This window comes from Stenotrophomonas sp. 1278, assembly GCF_029892765.1.
GTDB lineage: Bacteria > Pseudomonadota > Gammaproteobacteria > Xanthomonadales > Xanthomonadaceae > Stenotrophomonas > Stenotrophomonas indicatrix.
Genome location: NZ_JARXWD010000004.1, coordinates 193,795 through 219,275, shown reverse-complemented (window position 1 = coordinate 219,275; position 25,481 = coordinate 193,795). Strand labels below are relative to the sequence as shown.

23 protein-coding genes are annotated in these 25,481 nt (G+C 67.6%); 19 read left to right on the top strand and 4 right to left on the bottom strand.

Going from position 1 to position 25,481, the window contains the following annotated elements; translation table 11 throughout:
• The first annotated feature begins 4 nt into the window (after positions 1-4).
• The 7 genes from M2299_RS06375 (at position 5) to M2299_RS06345 (ending at position 7,831) form a co-directional block, all read left to right on the top strand.
• Positions 5-622, top strand: coding sequence for a YceI family protein (locus M2299_RS06375; RefSeq protein WP_033832699.1), 618 nt, complete (start codon positions 5-7; stop codon positions 620-622).
• The gene (locus M2299_RS06370) at positions 619-2,676 is read left to right on the top strand and encodes a phospholipase D family protein (RefSeq protein WP_025875988.1); all 2,058 of its coding nucleotides are present in this window, start codon (positions 619-621) and stop codon (positions 2,674-2,676) included. The genes M2299_RS06375 and M2299_RS06370 overlap by 4 nt, the downstream gene beginning before the upstream one ends.
• 10 nt (positions 2,677-2,686) lie before the next feature.
• A complete protein-coding gene (locus M2299_RS06365) occupies positions 2,687-3,121 on the top strand; it encodes a hotdog fold thioesterase (RefSeq protein WP_280884070.1) in 435 nt (144 codons plus the stop codon).
• A gap of 119 nt (positions 3,122-3,240) precedes the next feature.
• Positions 3,241-4,032, top strand: a complete 792-nt coding sequence (locus M2299_RS06360; protein WP_025875984.1) for a lysophospholipid acyltransferase family protein — start codon at positions 3,241-3,243, stop codon at positions 4,030-4,032.
• A gap of 7 nt (positions 4,033-4,039) precedes the next feature.
• Entirely contained in the window at positions 4,040-5,074 is a 1,035-nt protein-coding gene (locus M2299_RS06355; protein WP_280884069.1) for an alpha/beta fold hydrolase, read from the top strand.
• Between the two features lie 56 nt (positions 5,075-5,130).
• Positions 5,131-7,209 (top strand): tetratricopeptide repeat protein, encoded by a 2,079-nt coding sequence (locus M2299_RS06350; protein WP_280884068.1) that lies wholly within the window; start codon positions 5,131-5,133, stop codon positions 7,207-7,209.
• 10 nt (positions 7,210-7,219) lie between these two features.
• On the top strand, positions 7,220-7,831 hold the full coding sequence (locus M2299_RS06345) for a YbhB/YbcL family Raf kinase inhibitor-like protein (RefSeq protein ID WP_093820210.1): 612 nt from the start codon (positions 7,220-7,222) through the stop codon (positions 7,829-7,831).
• A gap of 110 nt (positions 7,832-7,941) precedes the next feature.
• On the opposite strand, the gene M2299_RS06340 is transcribed toward M2299_RS06345, so the two are convergent.
• The 3 genes from M2299_RS06340 to M2299_RS06330 all read right to left on the bottom strand — a co-directional run bounded on the left by M2299_RS06340 (position 7,942) and on the right by M2299_RS06330 (position 10,252).
• Entirely contained in the window at positions 7,942-8,412 is a 471-nt protein-coding gene (locus tag M2299_RS06340) for an META domain-containing protein (protein ID WP_059063142.1), read from the bottom strand.
• 144 nt (positions 8,413-8,556) lie between these two features.
• A complete protein-coding gene (locus M2299_RS06335) occupies positions 8,557-9,384 on the bottom strand; it encodes an META and DUF4377 domain-containing protein (protein ID WP_025875974.1) in 828 nt (275 codons plus the stop codon).
• A gap of 73 nt (positions 9,385-9,457) precedes the next feature.
• Entirely contained in the window at positions 9,458-10,252 is a 795-nt protein-coding gene (locus M2299_RS06330; RefSeq protein WP_033832703.1) for an undecaprenyl-diphosphate phosphatase, read from the bottom strand.
• 219 nt (positions 10,253-10,471) lie between these two features.
• Between M2299_RS06330 and glnA the strand changes: the two genes are divergently transcribed.
• From glnA to M2299_RS06275, 11 genes are all read left to right on the top strand, one after another.
• Positions 10,472-11,881 (top strand): type I glutamate--ammonia ligase, encoded by a 1,410-nt coding sequence (glnA, locus tag M2299_RS06325; protein ID WP_059063220.1) that lies wholly within the window; start codon positions 10,472-10,474, stop codon positions 11,879-11,881.
• Between the two features lie 347 nt (positions 11,882-12,228).
• The gene (locus M2299_RS06320) at positions 12,229-12,567 is read left to right on the top strand and encodes a P-II family nitrogen regulator (protein WP_004134334.1); all 339 of its coding nucleotides are present in this window, start codon (positions 12,229-12,231) and stop codon (positions 12,565-12,567) included.
• A 22-nt stretch (positions 12,568-12,589) separates the two neighbouring features.
• The gene (amt, locus tag M2299_RS06315) at positions 12,590-14,020 is read left to right on the top strand and encodes an ammonium transporter (protein WP_033832704.1); all 1,431 of its coding nucleotides are present in this window, start codon (positions 12,590-12,592) and stop codon (positions 14,018-14,020) included.
• Positions 14,021-14,430: 410 nt separating this feature from the next.
• Entirely contained in the window at positions 14,431-15,177 is a 747-nt protein-coding gene (locus tag M2299_RS06310) for an N-acetylmuramoyl-L-alanine amidase (RefSeq protein WP_134831810.1), read from the top strand.
• Between the two features lie 116 nt (positions 15,178-15,293).
• Complete coding sequence (locus tag M2299_RS06305) at positions 15,294-16,448, top strand: MltA domain-containing protein (RefSeq protein ID WP_280884067.1); 1,155 nt, start codon at positions 15,294-15,296, stop codon at positions 16,446-16,448.
• A gap of 109 nt (positions 16,449-16,557) precedes the next feature.
• On the top strand, positions 16,558-16,860 hold the full coding sequence (locus M2299_RS06300; protein WP_033832709.1) for a hypothetical protein: 303 nt from the start codon (positions 16,558-16,560) through the stop codon (positions 16,858-16,860).
• 80 nt (positions 16,861-16,940) lie between these two features.
• Positions 16,941-18,986 carry a TonB-dependent receptor gene (locus tag M2299_RS06295; RefSeq protein WP_280884066.1) on the top strand — a complete coding sequence of 682 codons (2,046 nt, stop codon included), beginning with the start codon at positions 16,941-16,943 and terminating at the stop codon, positions 18,984-18,986.
• Between the two features lie 163 nt (positions 18,987-19,149).
• A complete protein-coding gene (locus M2299_RS06290; protein WP_032978300.1) occupies positions 19,150-20,211 on the top strand; it encodes an ATP-binding protein in 1,062 nt (353 codons plus the stop codon).
• Positions 20,204-21,652 (top strand): nitrogen regulation protein NR(I), encoded by a 1,449-nt coding sequence (ntrC, locus tag M2299_RS06285; protein WP_280884065.1) that lies wholly within the window; start codon positions 20,204-20,206, stop codon positions 21,650-21,652. The genes M2299_RS06290 and ntrC overlap by 8 nt, the downstream gene beginning before the upstream one ends.
• Before the next feature lie 93 nt (positions 21,653-21,745).
• Positions 21,746-22,315, top strand: coding sequence for a superoxide dismutase family protein (locus M2299_RS06280; RefSeq protein WP_025875951.1), 570 nt, complete (start codon positions 21,746-21,748; stop codon positions 22,313-22,315).
• A 33-nt stretch (positions 22,316-22,348) separates the two neighbouring features.
• Positions 22,349-22,981: a superoxide dismutase family protein gene (locus M2299_RS06275; RefSeq protein WP_025875949.1), complete on the top strand. Its 633-nt coding sequence runs from the start codon at positions 22,349-22,351 to the stop codon at positions 22,979-22,981.
• 115 nt (positions 22,982-23,096) lie between these two features.
• Here the strand turns inward: M2299_RS06275 and M2299_RS06270 are convergent, their stop codons facing one another.
• Entirely contained in the window at positions 23,097-23,984 is an 888-nt protein-coding gene (locus M2299_RS06270; protein ID WP_025875947.1) for a hypothetical protein, read from the bottom strand.
• Positions 23,985-24,077: 93 nt separating this feature from the next.
• On the opposite strand from M2299_RS06270, the gene M2299_RS06265 reads away from it, so the two are divergent.
• Entirely contained in the window at positions 24,078-25,373 is a 1,296-nt protein-coding gene (locus M2299_RS06265) for an acetyl-CoA C-acetyltransferase (protein WP_088100805.1), read from the top strand.
• Positions 25,374-25,481 lie beyond the last annotated feature (108 nt).

Here is a 25,481-nt window from a genome sequence, read left to right as displayed (position 1 = left end):
GCCGATGAGGTTGGCGTTGCCGGGCCGCTGTCTGCTGCCAGTCGTTCTGGCGATCGGCCCGGCCTGGGCCGCCACACCGCCACCGACCGCGCTGCCGGCGGTCGTGGCCGAACCGCCGCGTACGCTGCAGCTGGATGTGGTGCGCTCGCAGATCGGTTTCGAAGTCCGCACCCGCTTCGGCCAGCGCATCGAGGGCGTGTTCCCCCGTTTCGAGGGGCGTATCGAGGTGCTGTCCGATGGCCGCCACCAGGTCCACCTGAAGATGTTCACCCGCACCGTGGAGATTCCCGGCAAGGACCGCTATACCGGCTGGATGCGCGGCCCCGAGTTCTTCGATGCCGGCCGTTACCCGTTCGTGGAGTTCGACTCGCTGCCGTACTGGCCGGAGACGGTCGCCGAGGGCGGCGGTATCGACGGCCGGTTGACCCTGCGCGGGGTCAGCCATCCGGAGACGCTCAAGGTCGAGAAAGCGGAATGTGCCCGACCCGGCTATGATTGCGACGTCGTCAGCCGCGGTACCGTGCAACGAGGTCGGTATGGCATGGACAGCTGGCAGCTTGCCTTGAGTGACCGAGTGACTTTCGTATTGCGTGCGCGCCTCAGCGAGGCGCCGAAACCGTGAATCCTCTGCTGCGTGTATTGGCGCTGGCAACCGTGTTGCTGGGCAGCGGCTGCGCGTCGCTGTCGCATGCCCAGCGTGATCGCGCCGAGGCAATTGCCGTGCAGGCGCGCTCGACCCAGGTCGATTGCCAGCAGGCCGACCGCTGCGCACTGGACTCACCCCTGCGGGCACTGGCCGGCCGGGCGTTCAGCGAATCGACCCCGGACCAGCCGCGGCACTACGCCACCCTGCTGGACGAGGGCGAAGGTGCGCTGGTCGCGCGCCTGAACCTGCTGCGCAGCGCCACCCGCAGCATCGACCTGCAGACCTACATCTTCGACAAGGACGACAGCGCCCGCCTGGTCATCGACGAGCTGCTGGCGGCATCGCGGCGCGGGGTGAAGGTGCGGTTGCTGATCGACCAGCTTTCGGCGATCTCCGACCTGCAGATCCTCGGCGCACTGGCCGGTGCCCACGAGAACTTCCAGCTGCGGGTCTACAACCCGACCTTCGGCAAGGCCCGTCTGAACTACTTCGACTATGCCGGCAGCGTGCTGTGCTGCTTCCGCCGCTTCAACCAGCGCATGCACAACAAGCTGCTGGTGGTTGACGATGCGATCGGCGTGGTCGGTGGGCGCAACTACCAGGACGACTATTACGACTGGGACCGCGAATACAACTTCCGCGACCGTGACGTGCTGATCGCCGGCCCCGAAGCACGTGCGATGGCGGCCAACTTCGATGCCTTCTGGCGCGCGCAGCGCAGCGTGCCGGCCGAGCGCCTGAACGATGTCGGCCGTACCCTGCTCAAGCAGGGCGTGCCGCTGCTGCCGCCGGCGCAGTTCCGCAGACCCGAGCGGGTGGAGCGGGTCAGCGAGGAAGCCAACGACGTCGCCTTCGTCACCCGTTCGTTCGTGGATACCGCCCTGCCGGTCGCCTCGGTGCGCTATGTGGCCGATCTGCCGCGCAAGCACCGGCGTGAGCGCGCCGACGCCCCACTGGCCGGGCAGCATGTCACCGAGCCGCAGCTGGACGCACTGATCTCCAGTGCGCAGCACGAAGTGATCCTGCAGACGCCCTACCTGGTGCTGTCCAAGCCGGCACAGAAACTGTTCCGCGAGCTGCGCAAGCGCCCGCAGCCGCCGCGCGTGGTGGTATCCAGCAACAGCCTGGCCGCCACCGACAACCCGATCGTGTATGCGCTGTCCTACAAGTACAAGCGGCGCAACATGCGCGAGCTGGGCTTCAACATCTTCGAATTCAAGCCGTTCCCGCTGGATGCCCCGGTCGATTACCGCAACCTGCTGCCCGACCCGATCGCAGCGCCGGGCAGCGATACCGGCCGCAATCCGCTGCTCGGTGGCAGCGCGGCGGGCAGCAATGCCGGTGGCGGTAGTGGTGGTGATGCGGTGGCCGCTGCGGATGTGGACGACCGGCCGGCGCGGGTGATCCATCCGCGTACCGGCAGTGCGTATGAGAATGCCCGTGCGCGCCGGCGTGCTGCCGGCAGCGAAGTCGAGACCCGCCTGCTGCGTACCGAAACGCGCCCCTCGTTCCTGGGCAGCAAGGCGGTCAACAAGCCGCTGCCGGTCACCCGCAAGGGCGCGCGCATGGGCTTGCATGCGAAGTCGCTGGTGGTCGACCGCCGCATCGGCGTGGTCGGCACCCACAACTTCGATCCGCGCAGCGAGAACTACAACACCGAAGGCGCGGTGATCATCGACGATCCGGCCTTCGCCGAGCAGCTGGCCCAGAGCATCCTGCGCGATACCCACCCGCAGAACTCCTGGACGGTGGCGCCGCGTGCCAAGCCGCCGGTCCTGTCCGGCCTGAACTACAGCGTCGGCAAGGCCTCCGAGGCGCTGCCGATCCTCGACTTCTGGCCGTGGCGCTACGCCACCGACTACGAATTCAAGCCCGGCCCGGACTGCCCGCAGCCACTGCCGCGGCAGAGCGCCGATTTCCACCGTTGCTATGTCGCGGTGGGCGACTTCCCCGAGGTCAATGTCGGGCCGAAGTGGCTGCTGGTGCGCATGCTGACCGCATTCGGCGCCGGCCTCGTTCCCATCCTCTGAAGGTAGCCGCATGACCCAGGTATTCCGCGAAGCCGTTTCCATCGAGCAGCTCAACGCACTCAGCCGCAATACCGCCATCGATACCCTCGGCATCGTCTTCAGCGCCGCTGGCGAGGACTGGCTGCAGGCGACCATGCCGGTGGATGAGCGCACCCGCCAGCCGTACGGCATCCTGCACGGTGGCGCCTCGGTGGTGCTGGCCGAAACCCTCGGCAGCAGCGCCGGCAACCTCTGCGTGGATACCGCCAAGCAGGCCTGCGTGGGCCTGGAGATCAACGCCAACCACGTACGCGCCGTGCGTTCGGGTACGGTCACCGGCACCGCGCGCGCGGTGCACGTGGGCCGCAGCACCCAGCTGTGGGAAATCCGCATCGAGGACGAGCAGGGCCGGCTGGTCTGCATCTCGCGGCTGACCCTGGCCGTGGTGGCGGCCGGGCACGGTTGAGCCGTCGCGGCATCGGTGACGGCGGCGGAACCCAGCGTTCCCCACCGATGGCCGCCGTCAATGAGACTTATGGCCGAATTCGGCTGGCAGCGATGGCAGCCCTCCGGTATCGTGCGTGGATGACTTCCCCCACTCCGGCCCCCCGCGGCGGCGTGGCGCGTGTGTGCCGTTACCTGTACCGCGTACCGCTGCTGTTGGTCCACATCACCGTGTTCCTGCCGCTGATCCTGATCGGCATGCTTCCGCCATGGGGCGAGCTGCGCGTGGGCGATGCTACCTTCGGCGCCAAGGTAGTGAACTGGTGGCAGGGCGGCCTGATGTGGATCTTCGGCTTCCGCCTGTCGCGCGTCGGCCAGCCGCTGCCGGGCGCAGTGCTGTTCGTCGCCAACCATGTCAGCTGGGTCGATATCTCCATCCTGCACAGCCAGCGCATGATGGGCTTTGTCGCCAAGCGCGAGATCGCCAGCTGGCCGGTGGTCGGTTGGCTTGCCGCGCGCGGCCAGACCATTTTCCACCAGCGTGGCAACACCGAATCGCTCGGTGGGGTGATGCAGGTGATGGCCGACCGCCTGCGCGCCGGCAAGGCGGTAGGCGTGTTCCCGGAAGGGCGTACCCGCGGCGGCCACGACGTTGGCCCGTTCCATGCGCGCATCTTCCAGGCCGCCGTCGAAACCAGCGTGCCGGTGCAGCCGGTGGCGCTGATCTACGGCGTGCGCGGGGATGCACAGACCATCGTGGCCTTCGGCCCGGGCGAGAGTTTCTTCGCCAATTTCCTGCGCCTGCTCGGTGAGCCGGCGCGGCATACCGAAGTGCATTTCCTGGAGCCGATCGGCACCCAGGACCTGGAAGGCCGTCGGCGCATCGCGGAAACCTCGCGCGCGCGCATCGTGGCGGCCATGAGCGGGGATTGAGGCGAGGGTGGCCGTGTCTCCGCCACCGACCCTCGACGCTGATGCGCCGATGCTCACCGCGTCCGACTATCAGCCGCCGCGCTGGCTGCGCAATCCGCACCTGCAGTCGATGCTCAGCTCCAGCCGCATGCGCCTGCAGCGCGGCCTGCTGCTGCTGGCCGCCACCGGCGCGGTCAGCGAGGAGCTGATCCTCGATGGTGGCGAAGGTGTGCGCCTGCAGGGTTGGCACAGCCATGTCGAAGGGCGCGAACCGCGCGGCATCGCCCTGCTGCTGCACGGCTGGGAAGGCAGCGCCGAATCCAGCTACATGCGCATGGCCGCTGCCCGCATGCTGGAGCAGGGGTTCGACGTGGTGCGGCTGAATTTCCGCGACCACGGCAACACCCATCATCTCAATCCCGGCATCTTCCACTCCAACCTCATCGACGAAGTGGTGCACGCCGCAGGCGATGTCGCCCAGCGCTGGCCCGATCTGCCGCTGGTTGCAGCCGGCTACTCGCTGGGTGGCAACTTCGTGCTGCGGCTGGCCCTGCGCGCACCGGCCGCCGGTGTACCGCTGCAGCACGTGGCCTCGGTCTGCCCGGTGCTCGACCCCGGGCTGACCATGGAGAACATCGAGAACGGCCCGGCGATGTACGACTGGTACTTCCGCCGCAAGTGGGCCGGCTCGCTGCGGCGCAAGCGCGATCTGTTCCCCGAACTGAGCGACTGCGACGACCGTGTGCTGAACATGGACATCCGTTCGCTGACCGCCTGGCTGGTCGAGCGGCACACCACGTTCGGTTCGTTGCAGGCCTATTTCGATGGCTACTCCATCGCCGGCGACCGCCTGTCCACGCTGCAGGTACCTGCTGACATCCTGATGGCGCAGGACGATCCGGTGATCCCCTACGCGACCTTCCGCGATTGGCAGCTGCCGCAGCAGGCGCGGCTGGAAACCGCCTGCTGGGGCGGCCACTGTGGCTTCCTGGAAAACTGGCGCGGCGATGGGTTCTCCGAGCGCTGGGTCGCACAGCGCCTGCGGCGGGTCCTGCCGGGCTGAACCGGCACCGGCGCGCGGCCCGCTACAATGCGGGTTTGACCTTGAACCGGACGGCCATGCAAGACCAGATCCTCCAAGCGTTGCGCCAGAACGATGCCGGCCAGGCCGTGCAGCTGGCCCAGGCGTGGACCCGTGACGAACCCGGCAAGGCCGAGGCCCACCGCTGGCTGGCGCTTGCGCTGCAGCAGCAGGGCCAGGCCGAGGCCGCGATGGAGGCATTGCAGCAGGCGCTGCAGCTGGCCCCCGATGATGCGCAGCTGCACCTGCAGCACGCCGGCCTGCTGCTGGCACTGCGCCAGTTCGACGGTGCCGATGAAGCCCTGCTGCGCACCACCGGGCTGGACCCCAACGCCTTCCCGGCTTACCTGATGCAGGCGCACCTGGCGGTGGGCCGCAATGATTTCGACGAGGCCCAGCGGCTGTCGACCCTGGCCTCGCGGCTGGAGCCGGACCATCCGGAACTGCTGACCATCGATGGCATGGTCGCGCTGCGCCGCGGCGACGCCGACCGTGCGCTGGCCCTGCTGTCGGCGGCCAGCCAGGCGCTGCCGGACGATACCCGCGTGCTGTACGCGCTGGGCTTTGCCTATCTGGGCAAGGACATGCTGGCGTTTGCCGAGCAGGCGTTCCGTCGCGTGCTGGCGTTGAACCCGAAGATGTCCTCGCTGCACGGCATGGTGGTGCAGCTGGCCTTGCGCCAGGGCAACGTGGAGGCCGCCGCCGAGGCAATGCAGCAGGCGCTGCAGGAGCCGGAGCTGGACGTGCCGCCGATGCGCCGCCTGGCCGGCGAACTGGCACTGCGCAGTGGCCAGCCGCTGCAGGCGCTGGAGCACCTGCTGCCGCTGCTGCAATCGCTGCAGGGTGATCGCCAGGTGCTGCAGCTGCTGCTGATGTCCTGGCAGCGCCTGGGCCGCGAAGATGAAGCCCGCACACGCCTGGATGACGCTCTGGAAAGCAATGACCAGCTGCATGACCTGTGGCTGGCACGACTGGCCGTGGAAGACGTCGGCAGTGCCGGCGCCGTAGCCGTCGTGGAGCGCTGGATGGCAGCGATGCCCAGCCACCTGCCGGCGCTGGAAGCGCGCATGCGCCTGCATGACATGGCCGGCGAGCATGAGCAGGGCGAAGCCATCGCCGAGCGCATCACCACCCTGGAACCGGGCCGCGTCAGCGGTGAAAGCCGTCGCGTCGAGGGGCTGCTGCAGCGTGACCCGGCCGCCGCCGTGGAGCGCGTGCAGGCCCTGATCGCACAGGCACCGGAGGGACACCGCGCGGATCTGCGGACCTGGCTGGGCGAGATCCAGGATCGCGCCGGGCAGCCGGAAGAAGCGCTGCGTACGTGGATGGCGCTGCAGACCGACCAGGCTTCGCAGCGGCTGCCGTTGCCGCCGCAGGCCAAGGCACCGCCGAGCTGGCCGGAGATGGCCAGCATCGACGAAGCGACGCGCGACAGCGGCTCGGCGCCGATCTTCCTGTGGGGCGCCCCGGGTTCGGGCGTGGAGCGGGTGGCAACCGGCCTGGCCGCTGCCAGCCCGGTGCTGCGCAGTGATCGTTACACCGCCACGCCACCGGACGATGCCTTCCAGAACTACAACACGCTGCAGGACCTGGCGTCGGGCGTGCTGAGCCCGGAACGCCTGGTCGAGCGTTGGCGCGAGCACCTGCCCGCCCGCGGCCTGGAAAGTGACACCGTGATCGACTGGCTGCTGTGGTGGGACAACGCGCTGTTGTGGGCATTGCGCCCGCAGCTGCCGCAGGGTCGCCTGCTGCTGGTGCTGCGCGACCCGCGCGACATGCTGCTGGACTGGATCGCCTATGGTGCCGCCGCTCCGCTGGCGATGACCTCGATGGCCGAAGCCAGCCAGTGGCTGGTGCGTTCGCTGACCCAGATCGCCGCGCTGCACGAGGAAGACCTGTATCCGCACGTGCTGCTGCGCATCGACGACATCGGCAACGATGCGCATGCGATGGCCGACCTGCTGGGCCGCGTGTTCGGGCGTCCGATGCCGCCGGCTGCACAGCTGGGTGCACCGCGCCTGCCTGCCGGCCACTGGCGCAGGTATCGCGACGTGATGGGCGCCGCGTTCGCCCAGCTCACCCCGGTCGCGGTGCGCTTGGGTTACCCGGAAGAGTGAGGAGCATCTGATGCAACTGAGCAGTCACAGCCTGGTCAACGGTGCGCCGATCGACCGTGAGTTCGCCGCCGGCGATGCCGCCGGCTTCGCCCCCGACCGCAACCCGCACCTGGCCTGGAGCGGCGTGCCCGATGGCACCCGCTCGTTCCTGCTGGTGTGCGTGGACCCGGACGTGCCAACGGTACCGGAGACGGTCGGCCGCGATGACATGAGCGTGCCGCGCGATCAGCCGCGCTGCGATTTCGTGCACTGGGTGATGGCCGACATTCCGGCCTCGGTGCAGGAGATCGCCGCTGGCAGCTGCAGCGATGGTTTCGTGGTGAAGGGCAAGACCGCGCCGGCCGGCCCGGCCGGCAGCCGCCAGGGCCTGAATGATTTCACCGGCTGGTTCGCCGGCAATCCGGACATGGCCGGTGATTACCTCGGCTACGACGGCCCGTACCCGCCGTTCAACGACGAGCGCGTGCACCGCTACTTCTTCCGCGTGTTTGCGCTGGATGTGGCCACGCTGTCGTTGCCGGAACGCTTCACCGCCGCCGATGCGTACCGTGCAATGCACGGCCACGTACTGGCCGAAGCGGCGCTGCACGGCACCTACACGTTGAACCCGGCGTTGGCCTGATAACAGCCTTCGGGTAGTGCCGGCCGCTGGCCGGCATCCGCTGTACGTGGCAGCCGGCCAGCGGCCGGCTCTACCCACCAGCGAAGAAGGGCGGCCAGTGGCCGCCCTCTTCATTTCGCCGGCTGCGGCGCGGGCTTGAACACCAGCACTTCGCCCTTGGCATTGCGCACGACCAATGCACCGGTGTCGTCCAACGCGAGGGTGGGTGCGGTATCGCGACCGTGAAACAGCGTTTCGGCTCGCCGTTCCTGCGCATCCACCTTGGGATTGATGCACAGCGCGGTGGTCCGGATGCCGCTCTCCAGGATCAGCCGGTCGTCCTGCAGGTGGTAATGACTGCTGGCCTGGTTGCACAGGTTCAACTCGCTCATGTAGCCGGGCTGGAAGCGCAGCGTGTACGGCGCCCGGCCCCTGACGAACAACGCGTCGATACGCTTGCCCTGCGCGTCGGTGGCGCGCGTGAGCTGCCACGGATGGGCTTCAAGCTGGTCGGTGGTGGGTGTGCTGGCGGCGCGTGCACTGCTGCCAATGCCAATGCCGATGGCCAGCCAGGCCAGTGCGAGCATGTACGTCCGTTTCATGCCGATCTCCCTGATGCATGTGGGTAGTGCCGGCCGCTGGCCGGCATGTTCCGCAGGTCGCCTGAGCTGTGTGCAGCCGCCGGCCAGCGGCCGGCCCTACCCACAACGAAGAAGGGCGACCTCGCGGCCGCCCTTCTGCATTACTTACTTCTTCTCGATGGCCGACTCGACCACCATGTCCAGCACGTACGCCTGCGACGGCGCATCGGCCGGCGGGTTCTTCACTTCGTAGCGCTTCACACGCACCACGTTGCGCACGCCGTCTTCGTGGGTGTAACCCTCGATGTTGCCGTAGAAGTTCTCGAACTTGCCCGGCTCGCCCTGCTTCAGGCCCTTGTCGTCGAACTTCACTTCGCGCACCTGCAGGCACTGGTAATCCGGGATCAGCGGGTGCGAGCACTTCTCGGTCTTCGCAGCCACTTCCAGGAACACGGTTTCGCCGGCGCCGCCATAGCGCGTTTCAGCGGTCGGTTCCGGGTTGAACACCAGCACGTCGCCCTTGGCGGTGGTCAGGGTCAGCACGCCGTTGGCATCCTGTTCGGCCTTCAGTTCGCCCTGCAGACGGCTGGAGACGGCTTCGTCCAGCGCCATCAGCGCCTTGTCGGTGCAGGCCATCATGGTCGAGGCCATCGCGCTCACGCTCAGCTTGCCATCGGCCAGGGTGTAACCGCCGCCCATGCGGTTGCAGGTGTTGCTGACCGACAGGCGGCCGTCAACGAAGTCCAGGGTGACCGGCTTGTCTTCGCGGGCGAACAGCGCATCGATGCGCTTGCCATCGGCCGCGGTGGCCTGCTGCAGCAGCCAGTGCTGGCTCTGCAGGCGCTGCGCATCCAGGTGTGCCAGCGCCTTCTGGTCGCCGGCCTTGGCCGCGGCCGGGGCCAGGTCGTCACCGCCGGTACCGGCCGGGGCAGGGGTCTGGCTGCAGGCGGCCAGCAGGGCCAGCGGGAGGAGCAGGGTGAGCTTGCGGTTCATGGTGATTCTCCTTGGGGAACCGAGGGGGAAACGGACCGGGGCCGGCAACGGGGTTCCCGTGCCCCGGCGCTGTTCAGCTGCCGGATGGCAACCACAGCAGCAATGCAGCGCCCAGGGCGATGCGGTAAATCGCGAACGCCGTGAAGCGATGCGACTTGATGTAGCCCATCAACCACTTCACTACGACGAAGCCGGTGATGGCTGCGGCAAGGAAGGCCACGCCAACGTCGGTCCAGTTCTCGCTGCCCAGGTTTCCTTCCTTGGCCAGTTCCAGGAAGGTGTAGGCGCTGGCGGCGAACATGGTGGGAATGCCGACCAGGAACACGAACTCGGCAGCGGCCGCGCGGCGGCTAAGGCCCAGCAGCATGGCCAGGAAGATCGCCGAGGCCGAGCGCGAGGTACCGGGGAACACGCCGGCCAGCACCTGCGCCAGGCCAACACCGATGGCCACCGTCCAGGTCACCTGGTCGCGATCGGGCAGGCGCGCGGTATAGGCCTCCACCAGCAGCATCCAGATGCCGCCGATGATCAGCGCCCAGGCCACCGGGCTGACGGTTTCCGGCAGCGACCAGCCGGCCTTGCGCACCACCAGGCCGACTACTGCGGTTACCAGGAAGGCCGCGCCGAGCTTGAACACGTACTCGCGGTTCTCGCGCTGGCCGAAGCCGGTGGCCAGCTGCAGCAGGCGCTGGCGGAACACCAGCACCACGGCCAGGATCGCACCGGCCTGGATGATGATGTTGAAGAAGTCCGATCGCGCGCCCAGCCAGTGCTGGGCGATCAGCAGGTGGCCGGTGCTGGAGATCGGCAGGAATTCGGTCAAGCCTTCGAGGATGCCCAGCAGCAGGGCGGAGAGCAGGTCGGACATGGACGGTGCGGGCGCTGGCGGCGGAAGAAGCCCGAGAGAATAGACGATCCATGCCGCACCAAACGGGTGCGTGCGGTAATCCGCGCACCCGTTTGGTGCATGTGCGTCTGCACCGCGCTGGGGCAGGCGCTTTGAAATCAACAACTTGTGAAGGCCGAAAAGTTGGCACGGTCGTTGCTGTACCTCAGCAGGCATTCATTCCCATCCGAGGTCGTACCGATGTCCGTGGAAAACGTTGAGAAGCTGATCAAGGACAACCAGATCGAGTTCGTCGATCTGCGTTTCGTCGACATGCGTGGCGTCGAGCAGCACGTCACCTTCCCGGTCAGCATCATCGAGCCGTCGCTGTTCGAAGAAGGCAAGATGTTCGATGGCAGCTCGATCGCCGGCTGGAAGGGCATCAACGAATCGGACATGGTGCTGCTGCCCGATACCGCCAGCGCCTACGTCGACCCGTTCTATGCCGATCCGACCATCGTGATCAGCTGCGACATCCTCGACCCGGCCACCATGCAGCCGTACGGCCGCTGCCCGCGCGGCATCGCCAAGCGCGCCGAGGCCTACCTGAAGTCCTCGGGCATCGCCGAAACCGCGTTCTTCGGCCCGGAGCCGGAATTCTTCATCTTCGATTCGGTCCGCTTCGCCAATGAAATGGGCAACACCTTCTTCAAGGTCGATTCGGAAGAAGCCGCCTGGAACAGCGGCGCCAAGTACGACGGCGCCAACAGCGGCTACCGTCCGGGCGTGAAGGGCGGTTACTTCCCCGTTCCGCCGACCGACACCCTGCACGACCTGCGTGCGGAGATGTGCAAGACCCTGGAACAGGTCGGCATCGAAGTGGAAGTGCAGCACCACGAAGTGGCCACCGCCGGCCAGTGCGAGATCGGCACCAAGTTCAGCACCCTGGTGCAGAAGGCCGACGAACTGCTGCGGATGAAGTACGTCATCAAGAACGTCGCCCACCGCAACGGCAAGACCGTCACCTTCATGCCCAAGCCGATCGTCGGCGACAACGGCAGCGGCATGCACGTGCACCAGTCGCTGTCCAAGGGCGGCACCAACCTGTTCTCCGGTGACGGCTACGGCGGCCTGAGCCAGCTGGCGCTGTGGTACATCGGCGGCATCTTCAAGCACGCCAAGGCCATCAACGCCTTCGCCAACTCGGGCACCAACAGCTACAAGCGCCTGGTGCCGGGCTACGAAGCCCCGGTGATGCTGGCCTACTCGGCGCGCAACCGTTCGGCCTCGTGCCGCATTCCGTGGGTGTCCAACCCGAAGGCGCGCCGCATTGAAATGCGCTTCCCCGATCCGATCCAGTCGGGCTACCTGACCTTCACCGCGCTGATGATGGCCGGCCTGGACGGCATCAAGAACCAGATCGACCCGGGCGCACCGAGCGACAAGGATCTGTACGACCTGCCGCCGGAAGAAGAGAAGCTGATCCCGCAGGTCTGCTCCTCGCTGGACCAGGCGCTGGAAGCGCTGGACAAGGACCGCGAGTTCCTCAAGGCCGGTGGCGTGATGAGCGATGACTTCATCGATGGCTACATCGCGCTGAAGATGCAGGAAGTGACCAAGTTCCGCGCGGCGACCCACCCGCTGGAATACCAGCTGTACTACGCCAGCTGACCGGCTGCGATGGCGGTGGGTAACCCCTCCCACCCGCCGCCATCGCATCCGTCTTTGCGGCTGGGGAGCCGCAGGGCGGGCTCCGGCCCGCCGTGGTAGAGCGGACCATTGGTCCGCTGCATTGGAAACGCGGGCCCTTGGCCCGCAGATCCAGGGGCAAGAGAGAGACCGGACACGCGACATGGGCCGCCCTCCCTCCCGCGTCGGCCGTGCAAGGAGAGAGGCACGGCTGTCCCGGCCCGATTCGTGTCCGGTGCAACAGCCACGGCCATCACCACGATGGCCCGTGGTTGCCTGATGCCATCGCGCGTTCGCGCGCTGGCCCCATCCACCATCGGGACATGCGCATGAAACTGATCTCCGCCATCATCCGACCGTTCAAGCTCGACGAGGTCCGCGAGGCCCTGTCCGATGCCGGCGTGTCGGGCATCACCGTGACCGAAGTGAAAGGCTTCGGCCGCCAGAAGGGCCACACCGAGCTGTATCGCGGTGCCGAGTACGTTGTCGACTTCCTGCCCAAGATCAAGATCGAAACCGTGGTCACCGACGAACGTGCCGATGCGGTGATCGAAGCGATCCAGTCGTCTGCAGGCACCGGCAAGATCGGCGACGGCAAGATCTTCGTGACCGCTGTCGAGCAGGTCATCCGCATCCGCACCGGCGAAATCGGCGCCGACGCGCTGTAAGCCCCCTTCCGGAGACTCCCCCATGAAGATGCGCCTTCTCACCGGGTGGCAAGCCCGGTTCCATCTGGTGTGCCTGCTGATGCTGTTCAGTGCGTTGGCCGCCGGTGTCTGGCCAGGCAGTGCACATGCCCAGGCCCAGGTCACGCCGCTGCAGAGCGAAGCCGTGGCCGTCGAGCCCTTGCAGGACCCGACCGCCGCTGCGCCTGCGGCTGCCGAAGCGGTGGCCGCGCCCGCCTATGACCATGGCGATGTCGCCTGGATGCTCACCTCCACCCTGCTGGTGCTGCTGATGGTGGTACCGGGCCTGGCCCTGTTCTACGGCGGCCTGGTGCGTTCGAAGAACGTGCTGTCGGTGCTCAGCCAGATCCTGGTGGTGTTCTCGCTGGTGCTGCTGTTGTGGGTGGCCTATGGCTACAGCGCAGTGTTCAGCGCCGGCAATCCGTTCTTCGGCTCGTTCACCGAATTCGCCTTCCTCAAGGGCTTCACCCCGGAGTCGGTGGGCAACACGCCGATCAAGGGACTGCCGGACTACCTGTTCGTCGCCTTCCAGTCGACCTTCGCCGGCATCACCACCGCGCTGATCGTCGGTGCCTTCGCCGAGCGCATCAAGTTCCGCGCGGTGCTGCTGTTCTCGGCGCTGTGGTTCACCCTCAGCTACATCCCGATGGCGCACATCGTCTGGGGCGGCGGCTACCTGGGCGAACTGGGCGCGATCGATTTCGCCGGTGGCACCGTGGTGCACATCAACGCCGGCGTGGCCGGTCTGGTGGCTGCATGGTTCGTCGGCAAGCGGCTGGGCTACGGGCAGACCGCGTTGAAGCCGCACAACGTGCCGTTCACCTATATCGGCGCGATGCTGCTGTGGGTCGGCTGGTTCGGCTTCAATGCCGGTTCTGCCGCCGCCGCCGACACCGTCGCCTCGCTGGCCTTCCTCAACACTGTGCTGGCCACCGCTGCTGCGGTGCTGGGCTGGACGCTGGTTGAAGCGATCAGCAAGGGCAAGCCGTCGGCACTGGGCGCGGCCTCGGGTGCGGTGGCAGGCCTGGTTGGCATCACCCCGGCGTGCGGTACCGTCGGCCCGCTCGGCGCGATCGTCATCGGCCTGGTTGCCGGCGTGGTCTGCGTGTGGGGCGTGACCGGCCTCAAGCGCCTGCTGAAGGTGGACGACACCGCCGACGTGTTCGGTGTGCATGGCGTGGGCGGTATCGTCGGTGCGATCCTCACCGGTGTGTTCAGCGCGCAGTCGCTGGGCGGCACCAAGGCCGATCTGGATATCGGCCATCAGGTATGGGTGCAGGTGGTCAGCGTCGGCCTCACCGTGCTGTGGTCGGCCGTGGTGACCGCAGCCATCCTGCTGCTGGTCAAGGTGGTGGTCGGCCTGCGGGTCACCGAGGAGGCCGAGCGTACCGGCCTGGATGTGACCTCGCATGGTGAATCGGCCTACGAGGCCTGATGCATGACAGGTGGCCCCCAAGGGGCCGCCTGGCATCAACATGGTGGGTGCCGACCGTTGGTCGGCACTGCGCCTGCTCTGGTAGTTGCCAAGCTTGCTTGGCACTGCACCTGCTCTGGACTACTCCCGCTCTGGTGGGTGCCGACCGTTGGTCGGCACTGCACCTGCTCTGGTAGTTGCCAAGCTTGCTTGGCACTGCTCCTGCGCTGGATTGCTCCCGCTCTGGTGGGTGCCGACCGTTGGTCGGCACTGCATCTGCTCTGGTAGTTGCCAAGCTTGCTTGGCACTGCTCCTGCGCTGGACTACTCCCGCTCTGGTGCGTGCCGACCGTTGGTCGGCATGGTCGGTGGCCCAGCCACGCATGGCGTGGCTCTACTGCATCGTCCGGGCTTATCGCGCACAATCGGGGCATGCACCCGATCCGCACTTCCCTGATGCTCTCGGCCTGCCTGCTGCTGGCCGCCTGTGCCTCCACGCCGCAGGAAACCCGCAACCCGCTTGCCACCTGGGTGCCGTCGCCGAACCAGAACGCGCGCACGCCGGTCATCATCGTCATCCACCACACCGAGCAGAAATCGGTGCAGCAGAGCCTGCACACGCTGCGTACCGCCAACAGCGGCGGGCGGGTCAGTGCGCATTACCTGATCGGCGCCGATGGCCATCGCTACCAGCTGGTGGCCGATGAGCGCCGCGCTTGGCACGCCGGCTCCGGGCGCTGGGGCACCATCACCGATCTGAACTCCGCATCCATCGGCATCGAGCTGGACAATGACGGTCGTACGCCCTTCAGCCCCGCGCAGATCGAATCGCTGATCGTGCTGCTGCGCGACCTCACTGACCGGCTGAACATCCCGCCGCGGCAGGTGATCGGTCACGCCGACCTGGCACCGACGCGAAAGGAAGATCCCAGCCGCTTCTTCCCGTGGCAACAGTTGGCCGAAGCCGGTTTCGGCGTGTGGCCGCGCGCTGCCGATGGGGCTGCGCCGGAAGGCTTCGATGCATGGGCCGCGTTGGCGCGCTTTGGTTATCCGCTCGACAACCGCGAAGCAGCGGTACGGGCGTTCCACCGTCGTTTCCGTGGCAGCGACACCCTGCCGAAAGCCCTCGACGCCGAAGACGCGCGCATCCTGCATTCGCTGTTGCTGCAGACCCCGTAGCCGGTAGCGCCGGGCCATGCCCGGCGAGCGCACCGCGCGGGATCCGCTTCTCGCCGGGCATGGCCCGGCGCTACCCAAGGTTGCCGCGCCACCATCGGCCCCACTACATTGCGACGATGATCACTGTTACGTCGCCGCGCGCGCTCCTCACTTTCTTGGCCGTTGCCCTGCTTGCCGGCTGCGCCACCACGGGCACCCGGCCTGAAGCGCCGGCCGCTGCCAAGCCCGCTGCCGCCACCTACGCCAAGGTCGACTGGAAGGCTCTCCCGGCCGTATCCGATACCGACCTGCAGGCCGGCTTCGCCGCTTGGCGCAGCAGCTGCACCCGCCTGAAGAACGATGCGACCTGGGCCAAGCCCTGCGCGACCGCCGGCACCGTGTCCGACAAGGACGCCAGCGCGATCCGCGCATTCCTGCAGCGCGATCTCGATGTCTATTCCCTGCGCGCCGGCGGCCATCGCGCCGACGGCCTGATCACCGGCTATTACGAGCCCATCTATCCGGGCAGCCTCACCCGTACCGACACCGCCACCGTGCCGGTGTACGGCACACCCGATGATCTGGTGGTGGTGCAGTTGGACAGCGTCTATCCCGAACTGAAGGGCAAGCGCCTGCGCGGTCGCGTGGAGGGCAAGGTGCTCAAGCCCTACGACGATGCCGGCAGCATCGCCAGCAAGGGGGCCAAGGCGCCGGTGCTGGCCTGGCTGACCGATCCGATGGACCTGCAGCTGCTGCAGATCCAGGGTTCGGGGCGGGTGCGCCTGGCCGATGGCAAGCAGGTGCGGCTGGCCTATGCCGAACAGAACGGCCATCCCTATCGCGCGATCGGCCGCTGGCTGGTGGAGCAGGGCGAGCTGAAGAAGGAAGACGTCACCATGGACGCGATCCGCGCGTGGGCGAAGGCACATCCGACGCGCGTACCGGAACTGCTGCGCAGCAATCCCAGCTACGTGTTCTTCGTGCGCAGCGCGGACAGCCCGGAAGGTCCGCGCGGTTCGTTGAACGTGCCGCTGACCGCCGGCTACAGCGTGGCGGTGGATCGCACCGTGGTGCCGCTGGGCAGCCTGCTGTGGCTGTCCACCACGCGCCCGGACGGCACGCCGGTGGTACGCCCGGTGGCCGCGCAGGACACCGGTGGCGCCATTGCCGGCGAGGTACGTGCCGATCTGTACTGGGGCAGCGGCGATGCCGCCGGCAAGCTGGCCGGCGACATGAAGCAGCAGGGCAACCTTTGGCTGCTGTGGCCGAAGGGTGTGGCGTTGCCGCAGTAGGTCAGCAGGGGTCAGATCCCCCTCCGCAGGAAAGGGATCTGACCCCCATATGCCTGATAATGGCGCCATTCCGAACTTTCCGGTCGCGCATGCGGCCAGGACCCATGCAATGAAATACGCAAAGAACAACGCAAAATCCAACACGAAGAAGTACTACAAGCACTGGGCCGAATCGGGCCTGGGCAAGGGCAACGTGCTGATGGAAGCCCGTGGCGAGAAGATCGTGCGCCAGGTGGAAATCTACGGGGCCAAGGTCGTGTGGGCCGATGAAACCGGCCAGAGCGATGACCGTTTCGTGCTGGCCGACCAGCCGGTGTCGTTCATGGACTTCGACGAAGACGACGAGATCAGCGCGCGCGAGTTTGAAATTGCCTGGAAGAAGGCCCGGGAAGCCACCGGCTACCCCGTCTAAGGAGGGAGCTGCAGTCATCGGATGGCTGGTGGAATCGAAATGTTATAAAGTTTCATTTCCAGCATCCCCCCGGCCTCCCGATGAAGACTCCCACGCTGGTGGCCGCGCTCGCGGCCGCCCCGTTCGCCCCTGAAGCATTCGCCCAGTCCGCCGACGCCGCGCTCACCCTGGGCAAGGTCGATGTGCACCAGCACAGCGAGGGGCAGCTGAGCGCACACCAGGTGCTGACCTCGGTGGACGTGCTGGGCGCGGACCAGATCGAAAACCGCAACGTGTCGCACAGCTGGGAACTGCTCGGGCAGATGCCCGGCATCCAGCTGACTGAAACCCGGCAGGGCGCCGAGTCGGGCAAGGTCAGCTTCCGCGCCTTCAACGGCGAGGGCTACCTCAATGCCATCAAGACGCTGATCGACGGTATCCCCAGCAACGTCAACAGTGGCAACCAGCGCTTCATCGACATGCTGTTCCCGCTGGAAATCAGCTACATCGAAGTGGTGCGCGGCACCAACGATCCGCGCTACGGCCTGCACAACATCGGCGGCAACGTGAACTTCGGCACGCGCCAGGGCGGCACCTACACCGACGGGCGACTGGCCTATGGCAGCTACAACACCCGCGATGTGCAGCTGGCGGTGGGCCGGGAAGCCGACGGCTTCGCGCAGAACTACTTCGTCGGTACCCAGGCCAGCGACGGCTACCGCGACCACGACAGCTCGAAGAAATACGCGTTGGGCGGCAAGTGGTTCTTCGGCTCGCTGGAGGAGGGGCTGCGCATCGGCCTGACCGCGCGCGCCTACCATCACGAGGCCGATGAACCCGGTTTCATGACCGCGGAAGAGCTGCATGCGGGCCGTCGCCGCAGCGACCTGCGCAACGCCAATGACGGCGATGACCGCGACATGCGCCAGTTCGCCGCGCACCTGGACATGAAGCTGTCCGACGCGGTGACCTTCGGCACGCGGCTGTACTACAACCGCTATGAAGACGACCGGCGTGTGACCTTCAGTGACCTGCCCAGCGGCAACCTGCCGCGCCAGCGTCGTGTCTGGGACGAGCGCCAGGCAGGCCTGCTCGGCACGCTCACCTGGCAGGCCAGCCCCATGCTTACCGTGGAAGGCGGGCTGAACTACGAGCAGCAGGACAACGGCTACCGTCGCGAGCGCTACGCCTACGCCGAGCCCACCGATTTCAGCCAGGCACCGGCACGCGTGCAGAACAACGACCGCCACAGCTTCGACAACTGGGGTGCTTACGTGCAGGCCATCTACCAGCCGGTCGAAGCGTGGAAGATCGTGCCGGCCTACCGCGTGGACCGTTTCGGCGGCCACACCCGGCTGATGAACGGCGCCACCGGCCGCCTGCAGGACTACGGCAGCATCGGCCAGCCCAAACTGAGTGTCATCCACAGCCTGGGTGAGCACACGCACATCTACGCCAACTGGGGCCGTACTTTCCAGGTGCTGACTGGTTCCACTGCGCCGGCCTACCTCACCCCGGGGCAGGCACCGATGCAGCCTTCCACCAACACCGGCATGGAGCTGGGCCTGAAATTCCAGCCCTTCGCAGGCAGCCAGGCCCGGCTGGCGGTATGGCAGCAGGACGCGGAAAACGAAGTGTCCAACATGCCGGCCACCGGCACCACGGTCACGCTGGGCAAGACCCGCCGCCGAGGCGTGGATGCGCAGATCAGCGCGCAGCTGGGCGACGCGTGGACGCTGTGGGCCTCGCATGCCTACCAGGAGGCGAAGATCACCCGCGACGACCGCGCCGCTGGCGTGACCCTGCAGGGACGCGAAGTGGCCGCCACCCCGCGCCACATCAGCAACCTCGGCCTGGACTACCAGGCCAGCGATGCCCTGCAACTGGGCCTGCAGGCGCGCGCGCAGGGCGATTACTACCTGGAAGAGCGCAACGCCACTGGCAAGTTCGGCGGCTTCGCCGTGCTCGACCTCAGCGCGAAGTATCAGATCACCCCGGCCTGGAGCGTGGACCTGCAGCTGAAGAACGTGACCGGCCGCGAGTATGCCTACGCGTGGTACGACAGCTTCTTCTGGGACAGCGCCCGGCCGATGTTCTCGCCCGCCCCGGGCCGCGCGGTTTTCGTCGGCCTCAACATGAAGCTGTAACCGCAAAGCCGGTAGTGGTCGAGCTTGCTCGACCTGCAGGGGTCAGCGCCCTTTCCTGACGGAAAGGGATCCGACCCCGGACCCCGCAGCGCAAGGGGTCAGATCCCTTTCCGCGAGGAAAGGGCTCTGACCCCACACCCACGTTTTGCACTACATTGGTGCAATGTCCGACCCCACGCCCCCGCCGTCCCTCGATGCCCTCGGCACGCCGTTGGCCTGGGCCGGGCCCGATGGCCGCATCGCCGGCTGCAACCCGGCCTTCGCGCGCTGGCTGGGCGTCAGCGGCCGTCGCCTGCTCGGCCAGCCGTTGGCCGCGCTGGAAGTGCAGGGTGAGGCGCTGGCCCATTTCCTGGCCCGCGACGAGCGCGACAGCCTGCGCCTGAACCGGCTGGCGCTGGCGTTGCCGGGCGAAGCCGCGCGTTTTGCCGAAGGCTGGATGAGCCGCCGCGACGATGGCGGCTGGCTGCTGGAGGCGCATCCGGTCGATGAGTTCCCCGGGCTCGACCCGACCCAGGCCCTGCCCAGCGCGCTCAGCGCAGCGCTGAAGGGCCTGGCGCACGAACTGCGCAATCCGCTGGCCGGGTTGAAGGGCGCCGCACAGCTGCTGGCCCGCCGCGCGGCGCAGCGCGATGCCAGCGAACGCGAACTGATCGACCTGATCGGCTCGGAGATCGAGCGGCTCAATGGCCTGCTCGAGCAGCTGCTGTCACCGGCACCCGCCGCGCCACATGCGGCGCTGAACATCCACGCCGCGTTGGAGCGGGTGCTGCGCCTGGCCGAGAACGAGGCCGGCTGGGCGGTGCGCCTGCAGCGCGACTACGACCCCAGCATCCCCGAATTCGATGGCGACGCCGATCGCCTCACCCAGGCGGTATGGAACCTGGTGCGCAATGCCATCCAGGCCGGTGCCGGCAACATCACCCTGCGCACCCGCGTTGAACACGGTGTGCGCATCGCCGAGCAGCTGCACACCCTGGCGTTGCGGCTGGAAATCGCCGACGACGGCCGTGGCGTACCCGAAGAACTGGCCGAACACCTGTTCCTGCCCTTGGTCAGCGGTCGCGCCGAAGGCACCGGCCTGGGCCTGGCGCTGGCCCAGCAGGTCGCGCGCGAGCATCGCGGCACGCTGACCTACCGGTCGCGTCCGGGCCATACCGTATTCACCCTGCTGCTGCCGATCGGCAACGGCACCGCCGCCGCCGAGGAGGCCCCGCGCGATGTCTGAGTCTTCCGCGTCCCCGCCGTGCATCTGGGTGGTCGACGATGACCGCGCCGTGCGCTTCGTGCTGTGTACCGCGCTGCGCGAGGCCGGCTACCAGGTGGTCGACTTCGACAGCGCCGCCCCCGCACTGCAGGCGCTGGCTGATAGCCCGCCGCCTGCGCTGCTGTTCACCGACGTGCGCATGCCCGGCGACGATGGCCTGGTGCTGCTGGACAAGCTGAAGGCCGCGCTGCCGCAGCTGCCGGTGGTGGTGATGTCGGCCTACACCGACGTCGCCAGTACCGCCGGTGCGTTCCGCGGCGGTGCGCACGAGTTCCTGTCCAAGCCGTTCGATCTGGACGACGCGGTGGCACTGGCCCAGCGCGTGCTGCCTGCGGTGGCGCCGGCCATGGCCGCGCCGACGCCCGCCGCAGAAGGCGCAAGCGACCAGCCGCCGCAACTGGTGGGCGATACGCCACCGATGCGCGCGCTGTTCCGCGCCATCGGCCGCCTCGCGCAGGCGCCATTGGCGGTGCTGATCATCGGCGAAACCGGTACCGGCAAGGAGCTGGTGGCCAATGCGCTGCACCGCGAATCGCCGCGTGCGCAGCATCCGTTCGTTGCGCTGAACACCGCCGCCATTCCCGCCGAGCTGCTGGAAAGCGAGTTGTTCGGCCACGAGGCCGGTGCGTTCACCGGCGCGCAGCGGCGCCACATCGGCCGCTTCGAGCAGGCCAATGGCGGCACCCTGTTCCTCGATGAAATCGGTGACATGCCGTTGCCGTTGCAGACGCGCCTGCTGCGCGTGCTCGCCCAGGGCGAATTCTTCCGCGTGGGCGGACGCGAACTGATCCGCGTCGATGTGCGCGTGGTCGCCGCCACCCACCAGGATCTGGAAGGACTGGTCGCGCAGGGAAAATTCCGAGCCGATCTGCTGCACCGCCTGGACGTGGTGCGCCTGCAGCTGCCGCCGCTGCGCGAGCGCCGCGAGGACATCGCGCAACTGGCCACCACGTTCCTGGCGGCTGCCGCGCGCAGGCTCGATACGCCGCCCAAGCGGCTGACCGCCGCCGCCCTGCAGGCGCTGCGCGAGCACGACTGGCCGGGCAACGTCCGCGAACTGGAAAACGTGTGCTGGCGCATGGCCGCACTGGCCGCCGCCGACACCATTGGCGTGGCCGATGTCGATACCGCGCTCAACCGCACCCGCAGCCGGCGCAGCAGCGCGGCCGCCGGTGACCCGGGCCAATGGGAAGCGCTGCTGTCCGAATGGGCACGCCGGCAGCTGGCCGAGGGCACCGAGGGCCTGCACGCGCAGGTGCGCGAACGGGTCGACCACGCCCTGTTGGAGGCCGCCCTGCAGATCACACACGGTCGTCGCGCCGAAGCCGCCGCGCGCCTGGGCCTCGGCCGCAATACGCTTACCCGCAAGCTGGGCGCCGGTCGCCGCCGCGGCGGCCATTGAACGGTGCCTGCACGCGATCCTCGCACCCGCTTGCCGAACTGTTGATCCTCCATGGACGATGCCGTCCGTAGTGTTACCTGCAAGGAGTCCTCGATGCGTTTGTCCTTCGCCCTTCTGCCGCTGTCCGCTGCCGTGCTCCTGTCTGCCTGTGGCAGCGCACCGAAAAAGCCGCAGCCCACACCGCCGCCGGTGGTCACCACGCCCGTGGCCCAGCTGGCCGAAGCCAACCTGGCGCCAGCCTCGGCCAGCATCGTCAGCGGCCGTCTGGTGTTGAAGACCGAAAGCGGTGGCGTGCACTTGACCGGCCTGGTCGGCGGCCTGCAGCCGATGCAGCAGGCCGGCTTCCACATCCACGAGCGCGGTGACTGCAGCGCGGTGGACGCCAGCAGCGCCGGCAACCACTTCAATCCCGCCGGCGTCGCCCACGGTCGTGCCGGCAGCGGCAAGCACCACCTCGGTGACATCGACAACCTGCAGGCCGATGCGCAGGGCCGTGCCAACATCGATGTGCATCTGAAGGGCGTTACCCTGGGCGGAGGCGCCGCCACGGATATCGCCGGGCGTGCACTGGTCGTGCATGCCAGGGCCGACGACTATCGCAGCCAGCCCGCCGGCAATGCCGGCGTCCGCATCGCCTGCGGCGTGATCCGGGTAACCCGCTGATCACACCACCGGCATTTCCCAAGGAGAGTTTCCATGCGTCTGATCCACACTTCGCTGTTCGCGGCCATCGCTGCACTGGGCCTTGCCGCCTGCAACCAGCAGCCGGCAGCGCCGGCAGCCGAAGCCCCGGCCACCACCCCGGCCGAAGGTTCGGCAGCACCGGCCGATCCGGCCACTGCACCGGCTACCGCAGCGGCCCCGGCAGCCGATGCCTCGGCCACTGCCGAACTGGCACCGACCCAGGGCAATGAAACCAAGGGGTCGATCACCTTCAAGCTGGTCGACGGCAAGGTGCATGCGTCCGGCCAGATCAGTGGCCTGAAGCCGGGCAGCGAGCACGGCTTCCACATCCACGAGAAGGGTGACTGCAGCGCGCCTGACGGCATGAGCGCCGGCGGCCACTTCAATCCGGGCAAGCAGGACCACGGCAACGTGGCCACCGATCCGCACCACGGCGGTGACATGCCCAACATCAAGGCCGACGACAAGGGTGTGGCCACCATCGATGGCCCGGTGTCGAGCAACGTCAACATCGGCAAGGGTGATGACTTCGACATCATCGGCCGCGGCCTGATCGTCCACGCCGACGCGGACGACTACAAGACCCAGCCGACCGGCAACGCCGGCGCGCGACTGGCGTGCGCGGTGATCAACAAGGCACCGTAAGAAAACGAAAACGCCGGCGCAAGCCGGCGTTTTTCAGTTGATCCGCCGGGCATGGCCCGGCGCTACCGTATTCCGTGGGTAGCGCCGGGCCATGCCCGGCGGCATTACCTGGTCGTCAGCGCGCCAGCAGTTCGCGCGCGTCCTGGCCGGCTTCGCAATGCACGAACAGCACCGGCACACCGTGCGCTTCCAGCACCGCGGCCATCTGCCGCTGGCGCATCAGGAACTGCTCGTAGATGCCCTGCAGGCGCTCGCAGTCGCCCTTGCCGTGGTTGTAATGCGCGCACCAGCCGGCAGGGTCGAACAGCGCCATGCGCGCTTCGCCCTGCGTATAGCGCAGCAACGGCTCGGGCGCGTCACTCAGCCACTCGTCCTGGCCCGGGGCCATGATCGCGGTTTCAATCAGCGGCCACAGCGCGGCCAGTCCCTGGTTGTCGTACTGCATCGACATCATCGCGGCCAGGTCGTTCACGGTGAAATAGCGTGCGTGCTCCACGCGTGCACCGAACGTGTTCTGTGCCATCAGCGCGGTATCGGCATGGGCCATGCCATTGGCCAGCAGCACCTCTTCCAGGGCATCGGCCACGGCTGTCGTGGTGGCCACGTCGGTACCGGTCAGCAGGAACGGCACCACCCGCAGGCCACCGCCTACCAGGGTAGCGTCGGCCTGGAACGGCAGCGGCACATCACCGCTGGCATCGGCGCCGAAGGCCAGCACGCGCGGGCCCTGGTTGCTACCGGGCGCGCGCATCTGCAGTTCTTCCAGGCGGCGATGGATCGGCCAGCCGGGGCGAAGCACTTCGGCCGGATCGAAATGGGCGGCGGCGAACACCAGGTCCAGCTCGGCCACCTGTGGCACCAGCTTGGACAGGTCGCGGCCGACGCGTTCGGCCAGTTCACCGGCCTGTTCAGCGCTGAGCACCGCCTGGCGGGGGATTTCGCCGCCGGCCAGTTCCAGGGCCAGCACGCCAAGGGCATTCATCGCAGGGTCGGGTTTGCTCATGGTTCCACGGTTGGCCCATCACAGGGCGGCAGCTACACTTGGCCCCATTATGCCTGCTCTGTCGTGCAGGCCATGTTGCAGACACCCTCATCCATGCCAGGTATCTCCATGCCCAACGCTCGTCCCGTCGCCATCCTCGGTGGCGTCCGCATTCCGTTCTGCCGGCAGAACACCGCGTATTCGGATGTCGGCAACCTCGGCATGTCGGTGCGTACGCTGGGAGCGCTGGTCGAGCGCTTCGGCCTGCACGGCCAGCAGCTGGGCGAAGTGGCGATGGGTGCGGTCATCAAGCACTCCAGCGACTGGAACCTGGGCCGCGAAGCCACGCTGTCCTCGGGCCTGTCGCCGTTGACCCCCGGCATCACCCTGCAGCGCGCCTGCGGCACCTCGCTGGACAGCATCATCACCGTTGCCAACAAGATCGCCCTGGGGCAGATCGAGTCCGGCATCGGCGGTGGTTCGGACACCACCTCCGACGTGCCGATCGTGTATGGCAAGAAGCTGCGTGCGCGCCTGCTGGCTGCCAACCGTGCCAAGAGCACCGGCGACAAGATCCGCGCACTGACCTCCGGCTTCAAGTTCGCCGAGCTCAAGCCGGAGTTTCCGGGCGTGGCCGAGCCGCGTACCGGCAAGAGCATGGGCGACCACTGCGAGGACATGGCCAAGGAGTGGAACATCTCGCGCGACTCGCAGGACGAGTGGGCGGTGTCTTCGCACAAGAAGCTGGCCGCAGCCTATGAGCGCGGCTTCTTCAATGACCTGATCGCACCGTTCCGCGGCGTCGAGCGCGACAACATCCTGCGTGCCGACACCTCGCTGGAGAAGCTGGCCACGCTGAAGCCGGCCTTCGACAAGGTATCCGGCCGTGGCACCCTGACCGCAGCCAATTCCACCCCGCTGACCGATGGCGCCGCCGCCGTGCTGCTGGCCAGCGAAGAGTGGGCACGCGCACATGGCCACGAGCCGCAGGCCTACCTGCGCGACGCACACGTGTCGGCCGTCGATTTCGTGCACGGCGAAGGCCTGTTGATGGCGCCGACCGTGGCCGTGCCGGAGATGCTCAAGCGCAACGGCCTGACCCTGCAGGACTTCGACATCTACGAGATCCACGAAGCCTTCGCCGCACAGGTGCTGTGCACCCTGCGTGCGTGGGAGAGCGAGGATTACTGCCGCAACCGCCTCGGCCTGGATGCGCCGATGGGCCGCATCGACCCGGACAAGATCAACCTGCTGGGTTCGTCGCTGGCCACCGGTCACCCGTTCGCCGCCACCGGTGCACGCGTGATCGCCACGGCGGCCAAGCAGCTGGCCGAGCGCGGCGGTGGCCGTGCGCTGGTGTCGATCTGCACTGCCGGCGGCATGGGCGTGGTGGCGATCGTCGAACGTTGAACGCCACGGTAGTGCCGGCCGCTGGCCGGCAACGTTGGAATTGAAAACGCCGCCCGATGGGCGGCGTTTTCGTTATCCCGGTGGGCTCACACGCCAACCAAGGTTGGC